Source organism: Streptomyces sp. D2-8, from assembly GCF_023184515.1.
Classification (GTDB): Bacteria; Actinomycetota; Actinomycetes; order Streptomycetales; family Streptomycetaceae; genus Streptomyces.
The window spans coordinates 36144-52586 of record NZ_JAAHBP010000020.1 but is presented as its reverse complement, the minus strand read 5'-3'; the positions used below and the strand labels follow the sequence as shown (position 1 = coordinate 52586).

The following is a 16443-nucleotide window of genomic DNA, read 5'->3' as shown; positions in this document are numbered from 1 at the left end:
CGGGCCCCGCAACGCACAGGAGCCGGGCGTGCCCTCAGGCGCGCTGGCCGAACAGCTCCCGCAGCACGTCCTCCATGGTCACCAGCCCGGCCAGCCGCCCGTCCGCCCCGAGGACGGCCGCGACGTGCGTACGGCTGCCCCGCATCGCCGTCAGGACGTCGTCCAGCGGTGTGTGCTCCCGCACGCGTGCGATGGACCGCATGTCGCGCAGCCGGAACGGCACGTCGCGCCCGGCGGCGTCCAGGGCGTCCTTCACATGCAGATAGCCCACGATCCGCCGCCCCTCGTCCACCACCGGGAAGCGGGAGAACCCGGACTCCGCCGACAGCCGCTCCAGCTCCTCCGGTGTGATGCCGACGCTCGCGTACACCACGCGTTCCAGCGGCAGCACCACGTCCCGCACCGGACGGCGGCCCAGCTCCAGCGCGTCGCGCAGCCGCTCCTGGGCGCGGTCGTCGATCAGGCCGGCCTCGCTGGAATCCTTCACGATCCGCGCGATCTCCGCGTCCGAGTAGGAGGCGGCCACCTCCTCCCGGGCCTCCACGCGCAGCAGCTTCAGCAGGGCGTTGGCGAACGCGTTCACCGTGAAGATCACCGGGCGCAGCGCCCGGGACAGCGCCACCAGGGGCGGTCCGAGCGCCAGCGCGCTGCGCACCGGCTCGGCGAGCGCGATGTTCTTCGGCACCATCTCGCCGAGCAGCATGTGCAGATAGGTCGCGAGGGACAGCGCGATCACGAAGGACACCGCGTGCCCCACGCCCTCGGGCATGCCCACCGCGTGGAACACCGGCTCCAGCAGATGCGCGATCGCCGGCTCGGCCACCACACCCAGCACCAGCGTGCACAGCGTGATGCCGAGCTGCGCGGCCGCCATCAGGGCGGACACGTGCTCCAGGCCCCACAGCACGCTCTTCGCGCGCCGGTCGCCCCGGTCGGCGTGGGGCTCGATCTGGCTGCGGCGCACCGAGATCAGCGCGAACTCGGCGCCGACGAAGAAGGCGTTGACGACGAGTGTCGCCAGTCCGATCAGCAGCTGGACGGCGGTCACAGCTCCACCCCCTTCTCGTCCCGCTGGTGGTCGTCGAGGGGTGCGCGCAGCCGGACGCGCGCCGCCCGGCGCCCCGTCGCGTCCAGGACCTCCAGGTGCCAGCCGGCGACCTCGAGGGTGTCACCGGCGGCCGGTATCCGGCCGAGCACCGTGGCCACCAGCCCGGCGAGCGTCTCGTAGGGCCCCTCCGGCGCGCGCAGCCCGACGCGTTCCAGGTGGTCCACGCGCGCGGAGCCGTCGGCCGAGTACAGCGCGTGCCCGGCCTCGTCCGTGCCGGCCGCGGCCAGGTCGGGGTTCTCGTGCGGGTCGTGCTCGTCGCGGACCTCGCCGACGACCTCCTCGACGATGTCCTCCAGCGTCGCCACGCCCGCCGTGCCGCCGTACTCGTCGATCACGACGGCCATCGTGCGCTTGCCGGAGAGCCGGTCCAGGAGCCGGTCGACGGTGAGCGTCTCGGGGACCAGCAGCGGCTCGCGCATCAGCTCGGAGACGTAGATCCGGGTCCGGCGCTCGGCCGGCACCGCCAGCACGTCCTTGACGTGCGCCGTTCCGACGACCGAGTCGAGGGTCCCGCGGAACACCGGGAACCGGGACAGGCCGGTCGCCCGGGTCGCGTTCGCGACGTCCTCCAGGGTCGCCTGCACCTCCAGTGCGACGACCTGCACCCGGGGCGTCATCACGTTCTCCGCGGTCAGGTCGGCGAGGTTCAGCGTGCGCACGAACAGCTCGGCGGTGTCCGGCTCCAGCAGGCCTTCCTTGGCGGAGTGCCGGGCGAGGGCCGCCAACTCCTGCGGTCCGCGCGCCGAGGCGAGCTCCTCGGCGGGCTCCACGCCGATCCGCCGCACGACCCGGTTTGCCGTGTTGTTGAGATGCGTGATGAACGGCCGGAACGCGGCGCTGAACCAGCGCTGGGCGTTGCCCACGGTCTTCGCGACGGCCAGCGGCGAGGAGATCGCCCAGTTCTTGGGCACGAGTTCGCCGACGACCATCAGGAACACCGTCGACAGAGCGGTGCCGAGCACCAGCGCGATGCTGTGCGACGCCGAGCCCGAGACGCCGAGGTCCTCCAGCGGCCCGGCGATCAGGGCGGCGATCGACGGCTCGGCGAGCATGCCGACCACCAGGTTGGTGACCGTGATGCCGAGCTGCGCGCCGGAGAGCTGGAACGTCAGGTTCCGTACGGCCTTCAGTGCACCCTGCGCGCCCCGCTCCCCGCGCTCCACGGCCTGCTCCAGCTCGGCGCGCTCGACCGTGGTGAGGGAGAACTCGGCCGCCACGAAGGCGCCGCAGGCGAGCGAGAGCAGGATCGCCGTCAGGAGGAGGAGCACTTCGGTCATCGGTTCACCCCCGTTCCATGGTTCTCCAGGACGGGGCGGAACGCGCGGTGTCGCGCACGGGGACGCTCGCCCATGGGCGGACGCTCACAACCTTTCATGCAGGACCGAGTGGCCCATCAAGAGTAAAGGATGGGCAAAGTCCTCCGGGCTCGCCCGGGCGGGGTCGCTCAGACGGTGGCGGGGGAGAGCCGGTAGGCGTCCCCGTGGGTGACGACCCGCCCCGCGGTGGGCGGTGCGAAGTGAGTGCCCAGAAGGAGGGTGTCCGTGCCGGCGAGCGAGCCGAGCAGTGCGCGCCGCGTGGCCTCGGACCGTGCGGGATCGATGTCCACGCAGGCGCCGATGCCGGGGTGGGCGAGCTGGACGGGGTGGTGGACGCAGTCGCCGGTGATCAGAGCCGTCCGCCCCCGGCTGGTCACTTCGACGGCGAGGTGGCCGGGGGTGTGCCCCGGCGTGGGGATCAGGCGCAGGCCCGGGGCGACTTCGGAGCCCCGGGCGGAGACGTCCACGGGGTCCAGCAGCCCCGCCTCCTCCACCGGGATCACGGAGTCGCGGAACATCTGCCGGCGGGCCTCGTCCATGGCGTACCCGGCCCAGAAGTCCCGCTCGACGCGGGAGGTCACGTAGCGGGCGTCGGGGAAGGTGGGCACCCATGCGCCGTCGATCCGCCGGGTGTTCCAGCCGACGTGGTCGGCGTGCAGGTGGGTGAGGATCACCAGGTCGACCGACTCCGGGGGGAATCCCGCGGTGGTGAGCCTCTCCAGGTAGTCGGTGTCGAGGTCGTGCCAGGCCGGGTTGGCCCGCTCCTTGCCGTTGCCGATGCCGGTGTCCACGACGACGCGCAGCCCGCCGGCGATGAACGCGAAACTGTGGCTGTCGAGGCGCAGGACGCCCTCGGCGTCGGCGAAATGAGGACGCAGCCAGTCCTGCCCGGCGACGACACCGGGGGTGGCGTCGGGGAGCAGCCAGGGGCCGGTGGCGGGCGGCAGGGGTGCCTCGTCGACGCGGTGGACGGCGATGTCGCCGACGGTCCAGGAAGTGGGTGCACTCAAGGCTCCTCCTTCGGGCTAACGCAATCTCTTTGCGTTAACGCGACGGTAGGCCCTACAGTCCACTAACGCAAACAGTTGGCTTTTGGGATAGGGGGCGATCATGTCCGACCTCACGCCGCACGAAGCGGCCCGCTGGGCGCTCCGCGCCGGGCTGGTCCTGCCGGCCGACCGCCGCACCGCCGTCGCGGCCACCGCCGACCACATCCACCACGTCGTCGCGATCCTGCGCGAGCTGGACTTCGGAGAGACCCCGCCCGCCCCCGCCTACCGCGCGGCACCGGAGGCGCACGATGCAGCCGTATGAAATGACCCTCGCCGTCGCGGCCGACGCGATCCGGGCCCGGCAGATGTCCCCCGTCGAGCTGGTGGACTCCGTGCTGGAGTGGATCGAGCGGGTGGAGCCGCGGGCGGGGGCCTACGTCACCGTCACCGCCGAGCGCGCCCGCCGGGCCGCGCGCGAGGCGGAGGGCGACATCGCGGCCGGTCGCCACCGCGGCCCGCTGCACGGCATCCCGATGGGCCTGAAGGACCTGATCGATGTCGCGGGCACCGCGACGTCCGCCAGTTCCCGGGTCAGGGCCGGCCACCGCGCACCGGCCGACAGCACCGTCGCCGCGCGCCTGTCGGCGGCCGGTGCCGTCCTGGTCGGCAAGACCCACACCCACGAGTTCGCCTACGGGCTGACCACCCCGCAGACCGGCAATGCCTGGGACCGGGACCGGGTCGCCGGCGGCTCCAGCGGCGGGTCCGCCGTCGCCGTCGCCGCGGGCACGGCCACCTTCGCCCTGGGCACGGACACGGGCGGTTCCATCCGGGTGCCCGCCGCACTCAACGGCGTCGTCGGCCTCAAGCCGACCTACGGCCTCGTCCCGCGCCACGGCGTGACCTCCCTGTCCTGGTCCCTGGACCACGTCGGCCCGATCACCCGCACCGCCGAGGACGCGGCCCTCGTCCTCACCGCCCTGGCCGGCCACGACCCCCGCGACCCCGCCTCGCTGACGGCACCGCCCACGGCCTATCGGCCGGGCTCCCGCACGGATCTGACCGGGCTGCGGATCGGTGTGCCGCGCACCTACTACTTCGAGCACGTCGACGCGGAGGTGGAAGCCGCCGTCCGGAGCGCGATCGACGCACTGGAGGCCCTCGGCGCACGCCTCGTCGAGGTCGGGATCCCCCTGACCCGCTACGTCCGGGCCACCCAGTGGGGCCTGATGGTGCCCGAGGCCACCGCCTACCACGAAGCCACCCTGCGCGCGGTCCCCGAGCTCTACCAGGACGACGTTCGCGTCCTGCTGGAGGCCGGGGAGCTGATGCCCGCCGGGGACTATCTGCGCGCCCAGCGCTCCCGCACCCTCATGCGGCAGGAGTGGGCCCGCCTGCTGCGGGACGTCGACCTCATCGCCGCCCCCACCGTCCCGGCGACCGCGGTCCGGGCCGGCCAGGAGACGATCACCTGGACCGACGGCACCGTCGAGGGCGTCTCCGACGCCTATGTGCGGCTCTCCGCCCCCGCCAACATCACCGGCGTGCCGTCCCTGTCCGTACCCGTCGGCCACGACACGGCAGGCCTCCCGATCGGCATGCAGCTCGTCGGCCGGCCGCTCGAAGAGAGCCTGCTCCTGCGGGTCGGCCACGCCTACGAGTCGACCCGGCCCGCCCGCTCGCTCGCGCCCGTACCGCCGACGACAAAAGCCATGGATGCGCTTTAAGGTGGGATCCGTGAGCAGACAGATGGTGCGCCCCGGCGGCCGCAGCGCCCGGGTCCAGGCGTCGGTCCACACGGCCGTGCGCGAACTCGCCGCCGAGGTCGGCCGGGACGCCCTGACCGTGCCCCTGGTCGCCCAGCGCGCCGGTGTGACACCGTCGACGATCTACCGCCGCTGGGGAGACCTCCAGGAGCTGTTGTCGGACGTGGCGGTCGAGCGGCTGCGGCCCGACACCACACCCGGGGACCACGGCACCCTGCCGACCGACCTGACGTCCTGGGCCGAGCAGTTCCTCGACGAGATGGCCTCACCCGCCGGCCGCGCCTACATCCGCGACGCCCTGCTCGGCGACCCGGACGGCGGCAACGCCGGGCGGTGTTCGGCCTACGCCGCCGAGCAGATCGACGTCATCCTCACCCGCGCGACCCGGCGCGGGGAGCGGACCCCCGACACCGAGTCGGTCATCGACCAGGTCGTCGCGCCCATGATGTACCGCATCCTGTTCCGCCCGGACGGCCTCGACGCCGCCTACGCCCGGCGGCTCGTGGCCGGAGTCCTGCGCGGCGTCTAGTGACCTGAGTCAGAGATTCGTCGGCAGTAGGCGGCGACTTTGTCGCGCCGAGGGCACGGGCTCAGCCGGTGAGCGGCTTCACCCAGCGCCGCCACTGTTCCTCGGGCCCGTATCCGGCGGCGTCCCACGCCCGGTGCGCGGTCTCGTTGCGGGTGAGCACCATCGCGTCCGCGCGGCGCCCGCCGAGCCGTACGAACCGCTCCTCCGCGGCGCCGAGCAGCGCGGAGGCGATGCCCTGGCGGCGGTGGTCCGGGTGCACGGCCAGCCGGTACAGATGGCAGCGCCAGCCGTCGAACCCGGCGATCACCGTGCCGGCCAGTTCGCCGCCGAGTTCGGCCAGGATCAGCGCCCCGGGGTCACGCGCGACCAGCCGCTCCACACCGGCGCGGTCGTCGCTGATGCTCGTGCCCTCGGCGGCCACCTTCCAGAAGGCCAGCACGGAGTCGAGATCCTCGGGCGTCGCGGCCCGGATGCGCACGTCGGTCATTCCAAGATCAGATCATGCACGGCGACCCGTGACAGACCGTTTCAGCATGCGGACCTCACTCGTGCGCGATGGCCGCCAGGACGTTCATGCGGGACGCGCGCAACGCCGGCAGCAGGGCCGCCACGACCCCGACCACCGCCGAGCCGACCACCACCAGCACGATCGTGACCCACGGGATCGCCAGGGCCGTCATACCCTGGAGCGCCAGCACCTGTTGCATGCACACCCCCCACACCAGCCCCAGCACCAGTCCGAGGACCGCGCCGAACACCGCGATCACCACCGACTCCAGCCGGATCATCCGCCGCAGCTGGCGCCGGGCGAGCCCGATGGCCCGCAACAGCCCGATCTCCCGGGTGCGTTCGACGACCGACAGCGCGAGGGTGTTGACCACGCCCAGCACCGCGATGATGATCGCCAGCCCGAGCAGCGCGTACACGAGGTACAGCAGGACGGCGATCTGGTCGCGGACCAGCTGCTTGTAGTCGGCCAGGTCCCGCACCTGCACCTGCGGGTAGGGATCCAGGGTCTCCTCCAGGTTCGCGCGCAGGTCGCCGTCGCTCGTGCCGGCCCCGGCGTTGACGTACAGGGCGGAGTCCTGCCCGCCCGGCGCGTACCGCACCAGGGTGTCGAGCCCGAAGAACAGCCCGCCCTGGGTGCCGAACCCCTCGGCGGAGTCCTGGTCGGTGAGCGCGCCGACCGAAAGCTCGGCCGAGCGGCCGCCCGGGAACTCCACCGGGAGGGTGCTGCCCACCCGCACCCCGTGGTCGCGTGCGAAGTCCCGGTCCATGGCCAGGTGCCCGCTCGCGAGCGCGGCCGCGGAGTCCCCCTGCGCGTAGGCGATGTCGGCGACCTCGTCGAGCCGCGGATCGTAGCCCGCGGCGGTCGTCTCCACGCGGTCCCCGTCCGGGAGGCGCACCGCGACCGGTGTGAACCGCCCGCGCACGACCAGGCCCACGCCGTCGGTGCCGCGCACCTTGTCGGTGACCTCCTGCGGGAACGGCCGGAAGTTGGTGTTCTGGATCACGAAGTCGGCGCCCAGCGTCTTGTCGATCTGCCGGTCGAACGACGCGGTCATCGACTCGCTCGCCACCGACATCCCGCCCACCAGGGCGATCCCCACCATCAGGGCCGCAGCGGTGGCCCCGGTACGGCGGGGATTGCGCAGGGCGTTGCGCTGGCTCATCCGGCCGATCGACCCGAACAGCGCGGGAAAGCCCGCGCCGAGCACCCGGATCACCGGACGCACCAGCAGCGGCCCGGCGATCACGGTCGCGATCAGGGTGAGCACCACACCGAGCCCCAGCAGGGACGCCGCCGACGACGTCTGCCGCGACACCGCGCAGCCCGCGAGCGCCGCCGCCCCGGCCGCCCCGACGAGCCCGCCCGCCACCGCACGCACCCGCAGCGGCCGGCCCACCCCCGCGACCTCGGTGTCCGAGAGCGCGGCCATCGGCGACACACCCGCGGCCCGCCGCGCCGGGAGGTACGCGGCGACGAAGGTGACGCCGAGCCCGACGACGTACGCCGCCACCGGGGTCACCCAGCCGATCTCCATCTCGTCGGCGTCGATGTTCATGCCGAGCAGGCCCATCAGCGCGATCAGCCCGGCCGCGAGCCCGATGCCCGCGGCGAGCCCCAGCGTGGAGCCGACCAGCCCGAGCAGCAGGGCCTCGGTGAGCACCGAACGCCGGACCTGGCTCCGGTTGGCACCCAGCGCGCGCAGCAGGCCCAGTTCGCGGGTGCGCTGGGCGATGAGCATGGAGAAGGTGTTGACGATCAGGAACACGCCGACCAGCACGGCGATCCCGGCGAAGCCGAGCATCACGTACTTGATGACGTCGAGGAACCCGCCCAGCCGCTCGACGTCCGACTCGGCCTGCTCGTCGGCCGTCCTGAAGTCGTAGGTGTGCGCGCCGAGCGCGTCGGCCACGCGCTGTTTGAGCTGCTCGTCGCCGACGCCCTGCGCCGCGTCGACCGAGATGCCGGTGGCCGTCCCCGCCCGGCCCAGCAACTTCGTCTGCGCCGTGGGGGTGTCGAAGTAGAGCAGCGCGGAGCCGGGGTTGGTGGTCGTGAACGTGACGATGCCGACCACCCGGACCTGGAACGACCCGGGGGGCGCAATGACGGTGAGGGTGTCACCGATGCGCACGTTCTTGCGGCCGGCGGTCTCGGAGTCGAGCAGGGCCTGGGCGGGACCGCGCGGGGCATGGCCCGAGGTCAGCTTCACGGGGCTGCGCTCGTTCGGGTTCCAGGCGTTGCCGAGCGTCGGCGCCCCGGTGGTCGGGCCGACCGGTTCGTTCCTCTCGTCGACGACCGTGAGGCCGTCGACGTCCACGTCGGCGCGGGCCGCCGCGACCCCGTCGATCTTCCGGACGCGTTCGGCGAGCGCCGCCGGCAGGGTGGCCGTCCGGCCGGAGGGTACCGCCTCGTCGAGGTCCTCCTTCGGGCTGACCGTGACATCGGCCGCGGTGGAGGCGAACAGCCGGTCGAACGTGCGGCTGACGGTGTCCGAGAAGATCAGGCTCCCCGTGACGAACGCGACGGACAGCAGGACGGCGAGCGCGGAGAGCAGCAGCCGCCCCTTGTGCGCCAGGAAGCTCCGCAGGGTCGCCTTGAGCACGGACTCAGCTCTCCTCGGGTGACGCCGGGGCGTCCTCGTACCGGGTGCGGATCACGTCGAACCGCTTCATCCGCTCCAGGACCGCCTCCGCCGTGGGGCGCTGCATCTCGTCGACGATCCGGCCGTCCCCGAGGAAGAGCACCAGGTCCGAGTGGGCGGCGGCGCCCGGGTCGTGGGTGACCATGACGACGGTCTGCCCGAGCTGGTCCACCGCCTCGCGCAGGAAGCCGAGCACCTCCAGGCCGGCGCGCGAGTCGAGGTTGCCGGTCGGCTCGTCCGCGAAGATCAGCTCGGGCCGGGAGGCCAGCGCCCGCGCGCAGGCCACGCGCTGCTGCTGCCCGCCGGAGAGCTGCGACGGCCGGTGCCCGAGGCGGTCCCGCAGGCCCAGAGTGTCGATCACCTGGTCCAGCCACTTCCCGTCGGCCTTCCGGCCCGCGATGTCCATGGGCAGGGTGATGTTCTCCAGCGCGTTCAGGGTCGGGATGAGGTTGAACGACTGGAACATGAACCCGATCCGGTCGCGGCGCAGTCGCGTCAGCTCGCGCTCCCTCAGCCCCGTGATCTCCGTGTCGCCCAGCCACACCTGACCGGCCGAGACGGTGTCGAGCCCGGCCAGGCAATGCATCAGCGTGGACTTCCCGGAGCCCGACGGGCCCATCACGGCGGTGAACCGGCCCCGGACGACGTCCACGTCCACCGAATCGAGTGCGAGGACGGTCGTCTCGCCCGATCCGTACGCCTTGGTCAGACCGCGGGCGCGGGCCGCGATCCCGTCGGCCGGCGCGAGGCCGGGAGCGTGCTCCGCAGCAGGTGTGGACAAGGCCGCCTCCTCTGGGTGGACGTCAGGACCTCCTGGCCCTGCCCGAGGGTAATGTGACCCGGCCCACACTCGGTATCCTCCGCGGGGCGGACTCCGCCCTTGCCGGCGCTAGCGTCTGCGCGCTAGCTTCGAGGTATGGCGAAGACCCAGCTGAACGTGCGAGTCGACGAGGGCACCGCCCGCGCCGCCCGTGAACGCGCCCTGGCCCGCGGGATGAGCGTCAACCGCTACATCGAGGAGCTGGTCAGACAGGACACCGGCGAGGTGGGCCACACCTTCGTGGAGGCCGCCGCGGACTTCATGAAGCAGTACGAGTCCGTCTTCGCCGAGGAGTTCGACGGGGGTGCCCCCGCTCGAGCGACGACGTCGCGAGTGGCGGAGAACCACGAGGGCACGCGCGAAGGTCGGCACTGAACCGTTGAACAACCTCGAGATCGACCTCGCCTGGCTGCTGATGCTCGCCGAGCAGAAGACCCCCGGAGACCCCCAGGTCACCGACTGGGGAGCCCTCGTCGCCGCCGTCGCCCGCCACCAGGCCGCCATATTCGACGTCCCCGTCTACGACAGTCCGCACGCCCGCGCCGCCGCCCTGCTCCAGCTCCTCCTCCACGTCCCCGCGCTGGAACGCTCCAACGCCCTGTTCGCCTCCGCCGTCGCCTACGCCTACCTCGTCGCCAGCGGCGCCAAGGTCGTCACCTCACCCGAGCAGGTCCGCGACCTCGCCCGGCTGGTCAAGAGCGGCGAGGCGTCCGTCCGGGACATCGAGCAGGAACTGCGCCAGTGGAGCCTGTGACCTACCCGCCGGCAGGGCGCCACGCCGTGCCGAGCACGCAGTACGAACTGGGCAGCCGCGGCCCCTCCGCGGGCATCAGCACCTGCCGGTAGGGCCCGAGTTCGAACCCGGCGTCCCGCAGCGCCCGCACCGGCTCCCGCGCCACATGGCAGCCCCCGCTCAGCACCGGCCACACCGTCCGGTCCAGCGCGTGCTGCGTGAAGGTCATCACCCGGCCGCCGCCCCGGCCGTGCTCGAAGAACCGCACCTCGCCGCCCGGCCGCAGCACCCGCCGCAGCTCCCCGAGCGCCCGGGGCACGTCCCGCACACTGCACAGCACCAGCGACACCACGGCCGCGTCGAAGCCCTCGCTCTTGACCGGCAGTGCCTCGGCCACACCCGGCACCACGTCCACCGGCACCTCGGCACGCAGCGCGGCCTCCACGGCCAGGTGCCGCAGCCGCCGCTCCGGTTCGATCGCCACGACCTCCGCGACGCTGCCCGGGTAGTGCGCGAAGTTCAGCCCGTTGCCGGCGCCGATCTCGATCACCCGCCCGGACAGCCCCCCCAGCAGTCTCTCGCGTATCCCGCCCATACCCATCCGGGTCTCGGCGGCCACACTGACCCGGGCGTAGCAGCGTGCGAACAGCGGATGGTGCACGGTGTCCCGCGGCACCTTGCCGGAACGGAGCGGCATGGGGACCTCCCAGACGAGGCTGGCCTTGCGCCTTACCGAGATTGTCCCCCGGGCGAGCCCGGCGCACCCCTGACGCCTACCGCAGGCGTACCCGGCCCAGCACCGGACGGTGATCGCTCCCGGTCGCCGCCAGCGCCGACACCTCCGTCACCTCGGCATCGCGCCCCAGCACCTGGTCGATCCTCGCCACCGGCAACGCGGCCGGCCAGCTGAACGCGAATCCCCTGGGAGGGGCCTGCAGTTGGGACGTGAGCGGTCCGAGCCCGCGGTCCTGCACCGTGCCGTTGAGGTCGCCCACCACCAGCAGCCGGCCGGCCGGGTCGTCGGCGATCCGGGCCCCGAGCAGGGCCGCGCTCTCGTCACGGGCCGCGGAGGTGAGGCCCGCCGGGCCCAGGCGCACGGACGGCAGATGGACCACGTACACCGCGAGCTCGCCGCCCGGCGCGGACACCGTGGCCCGCAGACCGCGCCGCCAGCTCTCCGGGAAGCCCTCGGGCCGGATGTCCACCGGCCGCACGTCCGACAGCGGATACGTCGACCAGAGCCCGACCGTGCCGTGCACCGCCCGATGCGGATGGGAGCCGCCCAGGATGTCCTGGTACGCGGGCCGCGCCGCGGGCGTCAGTTCCTGCACGGCGATCAGGCCGGCGCGGGTGGCGAGCAGGGCCCGTGCGGTGCCGGAGGGGTCGGTGTTGTCGTCGGCCACGTTGTGCTGGACGACGCTCAGGTCGTACGGGCCAGGGGCCGGGGAGAACCACATCCCGCCGAACATCCAGAGCCACACGCCCACGGGCGCCAGGCAGGCGAGCAGCCCCGCCCTCGACCGCCTGAGCAGGGCGAGGCAGCTGAGCAGGGGCACGGTCACCCCCAGCCACGGCAGGAACGTCTCCAGCAGGCTCCCCATCCGTCCGGCCCCGTTGGGCACGGCCGAGTGCAGGGCGAGCAGGCCGGCGGCGCCGAGCGCACCGCCGGCGAGCCAGGCATCTCCAGGTCCCGGGCTGCCCTTGACTGCCACGCGGCTCCCTAGGCGAGTTCCGCCGCCAGCAGTGCGGCCGTCCTGGCCACCAGCGGATTGTCGGCCGGGGCGTCCTCCTCCGGCTGGGTGGTCAGGACGGACAGCACGATCGGCGGGCCGTCGGGCGGCCAGGTGATGCCCACGTCGTTGTTGCCGCCGTACCGTCCGCCGCCGGTCTTGTCGGCGACCAGCCAGTCGGCGGGCAGGGCCTTGCGGAACTTCTCGGTGCTGGTGGTGTTGCGCAGCAGCCAGTCCGTGAGCCGCGCGCGGTCCCGGGGCTCCAGCACGGTGCCGAGCACGAGCCGGGCGTAGGTCGTGCCGATGGCGCGCGGGGAGGTCGTGTCGGTCACGCGCCACGGCTCCGCGGAGTTGAGCTCGGGCTCCCAGCGGTCGAGCCGCGTGACCCGGTCACCGGTCGAGCGGCAGAAGCGCGTGACGGCGGTCGGGCCGCCCAGCTCTTCCAGGAGCAGGTTGCCCGCGGTGTTGTCGCTGAAGCGGATGGTGGCGTCGCACAGTTCCCCGACGGTCATGCCCGTCGCGACGTTGTCTTCGGTGACGGGCGAGTAGCCCGACTTCGTGACGTACTCCTGGGTGAAGTGGACGCGCCGGGCCAGGAACTCGCCGTCGCGGTCGAGGTCGCGCAGGACGGCCGCGGCGGCGAGCGTCTTGAAGACCGAGGCCATCGGGAAGCGTTCGTCGGCCCGGTAGGCCACGGTCCGGCCGGTGCGCACATTGCGGGCGTACACACCCAGCCGGGCGGTGTGCTCCTGCTCCAGTTCCCGCAGCCGCGCGGTGACACCACCCGTGCCGGGTAACGCGTGGGCCGTGCCGCCGCCCAGCGAGAGAGCGGCGGCCGTGCCCAGCGCGAGGGCCGTACGGCGGGACGGGCGTGATCCGTTCGTGTGCAAGGTGGTCCCTTCGGAGGTGATCACGTACGTAGTTCAACACGCGATCACGTCCGCGCCGGTTTCACCACCCGCCCGCCCGGATGCTCAGAACGCCTCGGGCGCCTCCCGGACCCGGAACGCCTCCGCGTCCCACGAGCCGTCCAGCTGCGGCGCCAGCCAGTGCGGCGCGGCCGCCCGGAAGCCGGCGGGGGAGAGGGCGCCCGACCCGGCCGGAACCGAGCCCAGCAGCGGGGCTCCGGCCACGTCCGGCAGGTCCGCGAGATTGCAGCGCGCGGCGAGATCCGGGGCGGCGGGCCAGCTCCCGATCACGACCCCGGCCAGGTCCAGCCCCCGGGAACGCAGTTCACGGGCCGTCAGCTCCGTCGTGTTCAGGGTGCCGAGCCCCGCGGGCGCCACGACCAGCACCGGCGCCGACAGCAACCGGGCCGCGTCCGCCAGGGTGCCGCCGGCCGCGTCGAACCGGACGAGCAGTCCGCCCGCTCCCTCGACCAGCACCAAGTCGTGCTCGGTGGCCAGCTTGGCGGCGGCCTCCGCGACCTCGTCCGGGTGGACCGGGGCCCGGCCGGCCCGGCGCGCAGCGGTGGCCGGCGCCAACGGCTCGGGGTACCGGGCGAGTTCGGCCGTCGTCACTGGTCCCGCGAGGCGCGCGACCTCGGCGGCGTCCCCCGGCTCGTCCGGCCGTACGCCCGTCTGCGCGGCCTTCAGCACGGCCACCGAACGGCCGGCGGCCAGGGCCGTCGCGGCGACGGCGGCGGTCACGACCGTCTTGCCGACCTCCGTGCCCGTGCCCGTGATCACCAGTACCGGCATGTCATCCCTCCCGCGCCGCCGCGCACACGGCCCGCGCGATCCGCGCCAGGTCCGCGTCGCCCGTGACGTACGGCGGCATGGTGTAGATCAGATTGCGGAACGGCCGCAGCCACACGCCCTCGCGCACGGCCGCCTCCGTCGCCGCCTTCATGTCCACGGCGTGATCCAGCTGCACGACGCCGATGGCGCCGAGCACCCGCACGTCCTTCACGCCCGGCAGGTCCGAGGCCGCCGCGAGCCCGTCCAGCAGGCCCGCCTCGATCCGCTTGACCTCCGTGAGCCAGTCCTGACCGGTCAGCAGCTCGATCGACGCGCAGGCCACCGCCGCCGCCAGCGGATTGCCCATGAACGTCGGGCCGTGCGCGAGCACCGGCACCTCGCCCCGCGAGATGCCGTCGGCCACCCGAGCGGTGCACAGGGTCGCCGCCATCGTCATGTAGCCGCCGGTCAGCGCCTTGCCCAGGCACATCACGTCCGGCGTCACGGCCGCGTGCTCCGCCGCGAACATCGCGCCCGTACGGCCGAATCCGGTCGCGATCTCGTCGAACACCAGCAGCACGTCATGCGCGTCGCACGCCTCGCGCAGCACCCGCAGATACGCGGGGGAGTGGAACCGCATCCCGCCCGCGCCCTGCACCACCGGCTCGACGATCACCGCCGCCAGTTCACCGGCGTGCTGTTCGATCAGCGAGCGCAGGTGCTCGGCGTACGCCTCCTCGTACTGTGCCGGAGGCGGGTCGGCGAACACCTGACGTTGCAGCACCCCGGTCCACAGATCGTGCATCCCGCCCTCGGGATCGCACACCGACATCGGCTGCCAGGTGTCGCCGTGGTAGCCGCCGCGCCAGGTCAGCAGCCGCTGCTTGCCGGGGCGGCCCAGCGAACGCCAGTACTGCAGGCACATCTTGACCGCGACCTCGACCGACACCGACCCGGAGTCGGCGAGGAAGACGTGCTCCAGCCCTTCGGGCGACATGTCGACAAGGAGCTTCGCCAGCCGCACGGCGGGCTCGTGGGTGAGCCCGCCGAACATCACGTGGCTCATCCGCCCGAGCTGCTCGCGCGCGGCCTCGTTGAGTACCGGGTGGTTGTAGCCGTGGATCGCGGACCACCAGGACGACATCCCGTCGACCAGCTCTCCCGAGCCGTCGGCGAGCCGCAGCCGCACCCCGCTCGCCGACTCCACGACGAGCGGTTCCTGCCGCCCGGGCATCGGGCCGTACGGATGCCACACGTGCCGCCGGTCGAGCTCCAGCAGCTCGGAGACGGTCGGCTCAGGCATTGGGCGCGAGGTCCGTCCCGGCGCCCCGGCGGCGCACGGCGACCAGGTCGGTCCGCGGCTCGCCCGCGTGAGCCTCAGCGGCCTGCGGCTCCTCGCCGGAGCCGCAGGCCCCGCCGCCGGAGCCGCAGGCCCCGCCGCCGGAACCGCAGACCCCGCCGCCGTCGTGGCAGCCGCCGGCCGCCCGGTGCTCCGGCAGCGTCACCTGGTCGGTGCCCTCCACCTCGAACCCGGCGTCGGCGATCATCTCCAGGTCGGCCTTGCCGGCCTGGCCCTCGCTGGTGAGGTAGTCGCCGAGGAAGATCGAGTTGGCCAGGTGCAGCGCGAGCGGCTGCATCGTGCGCAGATGGACCTCGCGCCCGCCCGCGATCCGCACCTCGGCATCCGGGCAGACGAACCGCGTCATCGCCAGGATCCTGAGGCACCGCTGCGGGGTCAGGTTCCACTCCTTGCCGAGCGGGGTGCCCTCGAACGGGATCAGGAAGTTGACCGGAACCGAGTCCGGGTCCAGCTCACGCAGCGAGAAGACGACATCCACCAGGTCCTCGTCCGTCTCGCCCATGCCGGCGATCAGCCCGGAACAGGCGGACAGACCGGCCGCGTGCGCCTTCTGCACGGTGTCGACGCGGTCCTCGTAGGTGTGCGTGGTGGTGATCTCCCCGTACGTCGCCTCGGACGTGTTGAGGTTGTGGTTGTAGGCGTCGGCGCCGGCCTCGCGCAGCCGCTCCGCCTGGCCGTCGGAGAGGAGTCCGAGGCAGGCGCACACCTCGACGCCCTCGTTGTTGTCCTTGATCGTCCGAATCGTCTCGGAGACCCGGTCCACGTCCCGGTCGGTCGGGCCGCGCCCGCTCGCCACCAGGCACACCCGCTTGGCCCCTCCGGCCACACCGGCCGCCGCCGCGTCGGACGCCTGGTCGGGCTTCAGCCAGGTGTACTTCAGGATCCCGGCCTGGGAGCCGAGCCGCTGCGAACAGTAGGAGCAGTCCTCGGGGCACAGGCCGGACTTGAGATTGACGAGATAGTTCAGTTTCACCCGTCGGCCGAACCAGTGCCGACGCACCTTTCCGGCCGCGGCCACCACATCGAGCAGGTCGTCGTCGGACGTCGCGAGGACGGCCAGTGCCTCGTCGCGGGTCGGCAGCTCGCGCCGAAGCCCCTTGTCCACCAGCGTGTTCAGCAGGTCCATGGAAGCCGATCCTGTCCTAAGGAGGCGCCCCGGGCCAAGGAGACTTCGCACAACAGAGTGGCTTCGAGGTGTGGGTATTGCCACACAGTGACCTGCTGGTGATCCCGCTAGTGTCTGTGCACTGCCTACAAATTC

The 16443-nt window shown here is 72.9% G+C and carries 17 protein-coding genes; 5 read left to right on the top strand and 12 right to left on the bottom strand.

Features of this window, described 5'->3' with window-relative positions; all coding sequences use genetic code 11:
* Positions 1 to 34: 34 nt before the first annotated feature.
* The 3 genes from G3I77_RS29615 to G3I77_RS29605 all read right to left on the bottom strand — a co-directional run bounded on the left by G3I77_RS29615 (position 35) and on the right by G3I77_RS29605 (position 3434).
* Positions 35 to 1048 (bottom strand): hemolysin family protein, encoded by a 1014-nt coding sequence (locus G3I77_RS29615; protein ID WP_248508388.1) that lies wholly within the window; start codon positions 1046 to 1048, stop codon positions 35 to 37.
* A complete protein-coding gene (locus tag G3I77_RS29610; RefSeq protein WP_248508387.1) occupies positions 1045 to 2385 on the bottom strand; it encodes a hemolysin family protein in 1341 nt (446 codons plus the stop codon). Before G3I77_RS29610 ends, G3I77_RS29615 begins: the two co-directional genes overlap by 4 nt.
* A 167-nt stretch (positions 2386 to 2552) precedes the next feature.
* Positions 2553 to 3434, bottom strand: a complete 882-nt coding sequence (locus tag G3I77_RS29605; RefSeq protein ID WP_248508386.1) for an MBL fold metallo-hydrolase — start codon at positions 3432 to 3434, stop codon at positions 2553 to 2555.
* 100 nt (positions 3435 to 3534) lie between these two features.
* On the opposite strand from G3I77_RS29605, the gene G3I77_RS29600 reads away from it, so the two are divergent.
* Genes G3I77_RS29600 through G3I77_RS29590 form a run of 3 tightly spaced genes read left to right on the top strand, consistent with a single transcriptional unit; the run spans position 3535 to position 5711 of the window.
* Positions 3535 to 3738, top strand: coding sequence for a hypothetical protein (locus G3I77_RS29600; protein ID WP_248508385.1), 204 nt, complete (start codon positions 3535 to 3537; stop codon positions 3736 to 3738).
* Positions 3725 to 5143 carry an amidase gene (locus G3I77_RS29595; protein ID WP_248508384.1) on the top strand — a complete coding sequence of 473 codons (1419 nt, stop codon included), beginning with the start codon at positions 3725 to 3727 and terminating at the stop codon, positions 5141 to 5143. Before G3I77_RS29600 ends, G3I77_RS29595 begins: the two co-directional genes overlap by 14 nt.
* Positions 5144 to 5165: 22 nt before the next feature.
* Positions 5166 to 5711, top strand: coding sequence for a TetR/AcrR family transcriptional regulator (locus G3I77_RS29590; protein ID WP_248508624.1), 546 nt, complete (start codon positions 5166 to 5168; stop codon positions 5709 to 5711).
* A 61-nt stretch (positions 5712 to 5772) separates the two neighbouring features.
* Here G3I77_RS29590 and G3I77_RS29585 read toward each other — a convergent pair whose 3' ends face one another.
* The 3 genes from G3I77_RS29585 to G3I77_RS29575 are packed head-to-tail and all read right to left on the bottom strand — an operon-like array spanning position 5773 to position 9641.
* Entirely contained in the window at positions 5773 to 6198 is a 426-nt protein-coding gene (locus G3I77_RS29585) for a GNAT family N-acetyltransferase (RefSeq protein WP_248508382.1), read from the bottom strand.
* A 55-nt stretch (positions 6199 to 6253) separates the two neighbouring features.
* Positions 6254 to 8821: an FtsX-like permease family protein gene (locus G3I77_RS29580; protein ID WP_248508380.1), complete on the bottom strand. Its 2568-nt coding sequence runs from the start codon at positions 8819 to 8821 to the stop codon at positions 6254 to 6256.
* A gap of 4 nt (positions 8822 to 8825) precedes the next feature.
* Positions 8826 to 9641: an ABC transporter ATP-binding protein gene (locus tag G3I77_RS29575; RefSeq protein WP_248508379.1), complete on the bottom strand. Its 816-nt coding sequence runs from the start codon at positions 9639 to 9641 to the stop codon at positions 8826 to 8828.
* 135 nt (positions 9642 to 9776) lie between these two features.
* On the opposite strand from G3I77_RS29575, the gene G3I77_RS29570 reads away from it, so the two are divergent.
* Positions 9777 to 10055: a toxin-antitoxin system HicB family antitoxin gene (locus tag G3I77_RS29570; RefSeq protein WP_248508377.1), complete on the top strand. Its 279-nt coding sequence runs from the start codon at positions 9777 to 9779 to the stop codon at positions 10053 to 10055.
* Positions 10056 to 10059: 4 nt separating this feature from the next.
* Positions 10060 to 10434 carry a fic family toxin-antitoxin system, toxin component gene (locus tag G3I77_RS29565; RefSeq protein WP_248508376.1) on the top strand — a complete coding sequence of 125 codons (375 nt, stop codon included), beginning with the start codon at positions 10060 to 10062 and terminating at the stop codon, positions 10432 to 10434.
* A 1-nt stretch (position 10435) separates the two neighbouring features.
* Here the strand turns inward: G3I77_RS29565 and G3I77_RS29560 are convergent, their stop codons facing one another.
* The 6 genes from G3I77_RS29560 to bioB all read right to left on the bottom strand — a co-directional run bounded on the left by G3I77_RS29560 (position 10436) and on the right by bioB (position 16308).
* Positions 10436 to 11110 (bottom strand): class I SAM-dependent methyltransferase, encoded by a 675-nt coding sequence (locus tag G3I77_RS29560; protein ID WP_248508375.1) that lies wholly within the window; start codon positions 11108 to 11110, stop codon positions 10436 to 10438.
* A gap of 76 nt (positions 11111 to 11186) precedes the next feature.
* Complete coding sequence (locus G3I77_RS29555) at positions 11187 to 12125, bottom strand: endonuclease/exonuclease/phosphatase family protein (protein ID WP_248508374.1); 939 nt, start codon at positions 12123 to 12125, stop codon at positions 11187 to 11189.
* An 8-nt stretch (positions 12126 to 12133) separates the two neighbouring features.
* Complete coding sequence (bla, locus tag G3I77_RS29550) at positions 12134 to 13033, bottom strand: class A beta-lactamase (protein ID WP_248508373.1); 900 nt, start codon at positions 13031 to 13033, stop codon at positions 12134 to 12136.
* Positions 13034 to 13117: 84 nt separating this feature from the next.
* Entirely contained in the window at positions 13118 to 13843 is a 726-nt protein-coding gene (bioD, locus tag G3I77_RS29545; RefSeq protein WP_248508372.1) for a dethiobiotin synthase, read from the bottom strand.
* Position 13844: 1 nt separating this feature from the next.
* The gene (locus G3I77_RS29540) at positions 13845 to 15125 is read right to left on the bottom strand and encodes an adenosylmethionine--8-amino-7-oxononanoate transaminase (RefSeq protein WP_248508371.1); all 1281 of its coding nucleotides are present in this window, start codon (positions 15123 to 15125) and stop codon (positions 13845 to 13847) included.
* Positions 15118 to 16308 carry a biotin synthase BioB gene (bioB, locus tag G3I77_RS29535; protein ID WP_248508369.1) on the bottom strand — a complete coding sequence of 397 codons (1191 nt, stop codon included), beginning with the start codon at positions 16306 to 16308 and terminating at the stop codon, positions 15118 to 15120. The genes G3I77_RS29540 and bioB overlap by 8 nt, the downstream gene beginning before the upstream one ends.
* Positions 16309 to 16443 lie beyond the last annotated feature (135 nt).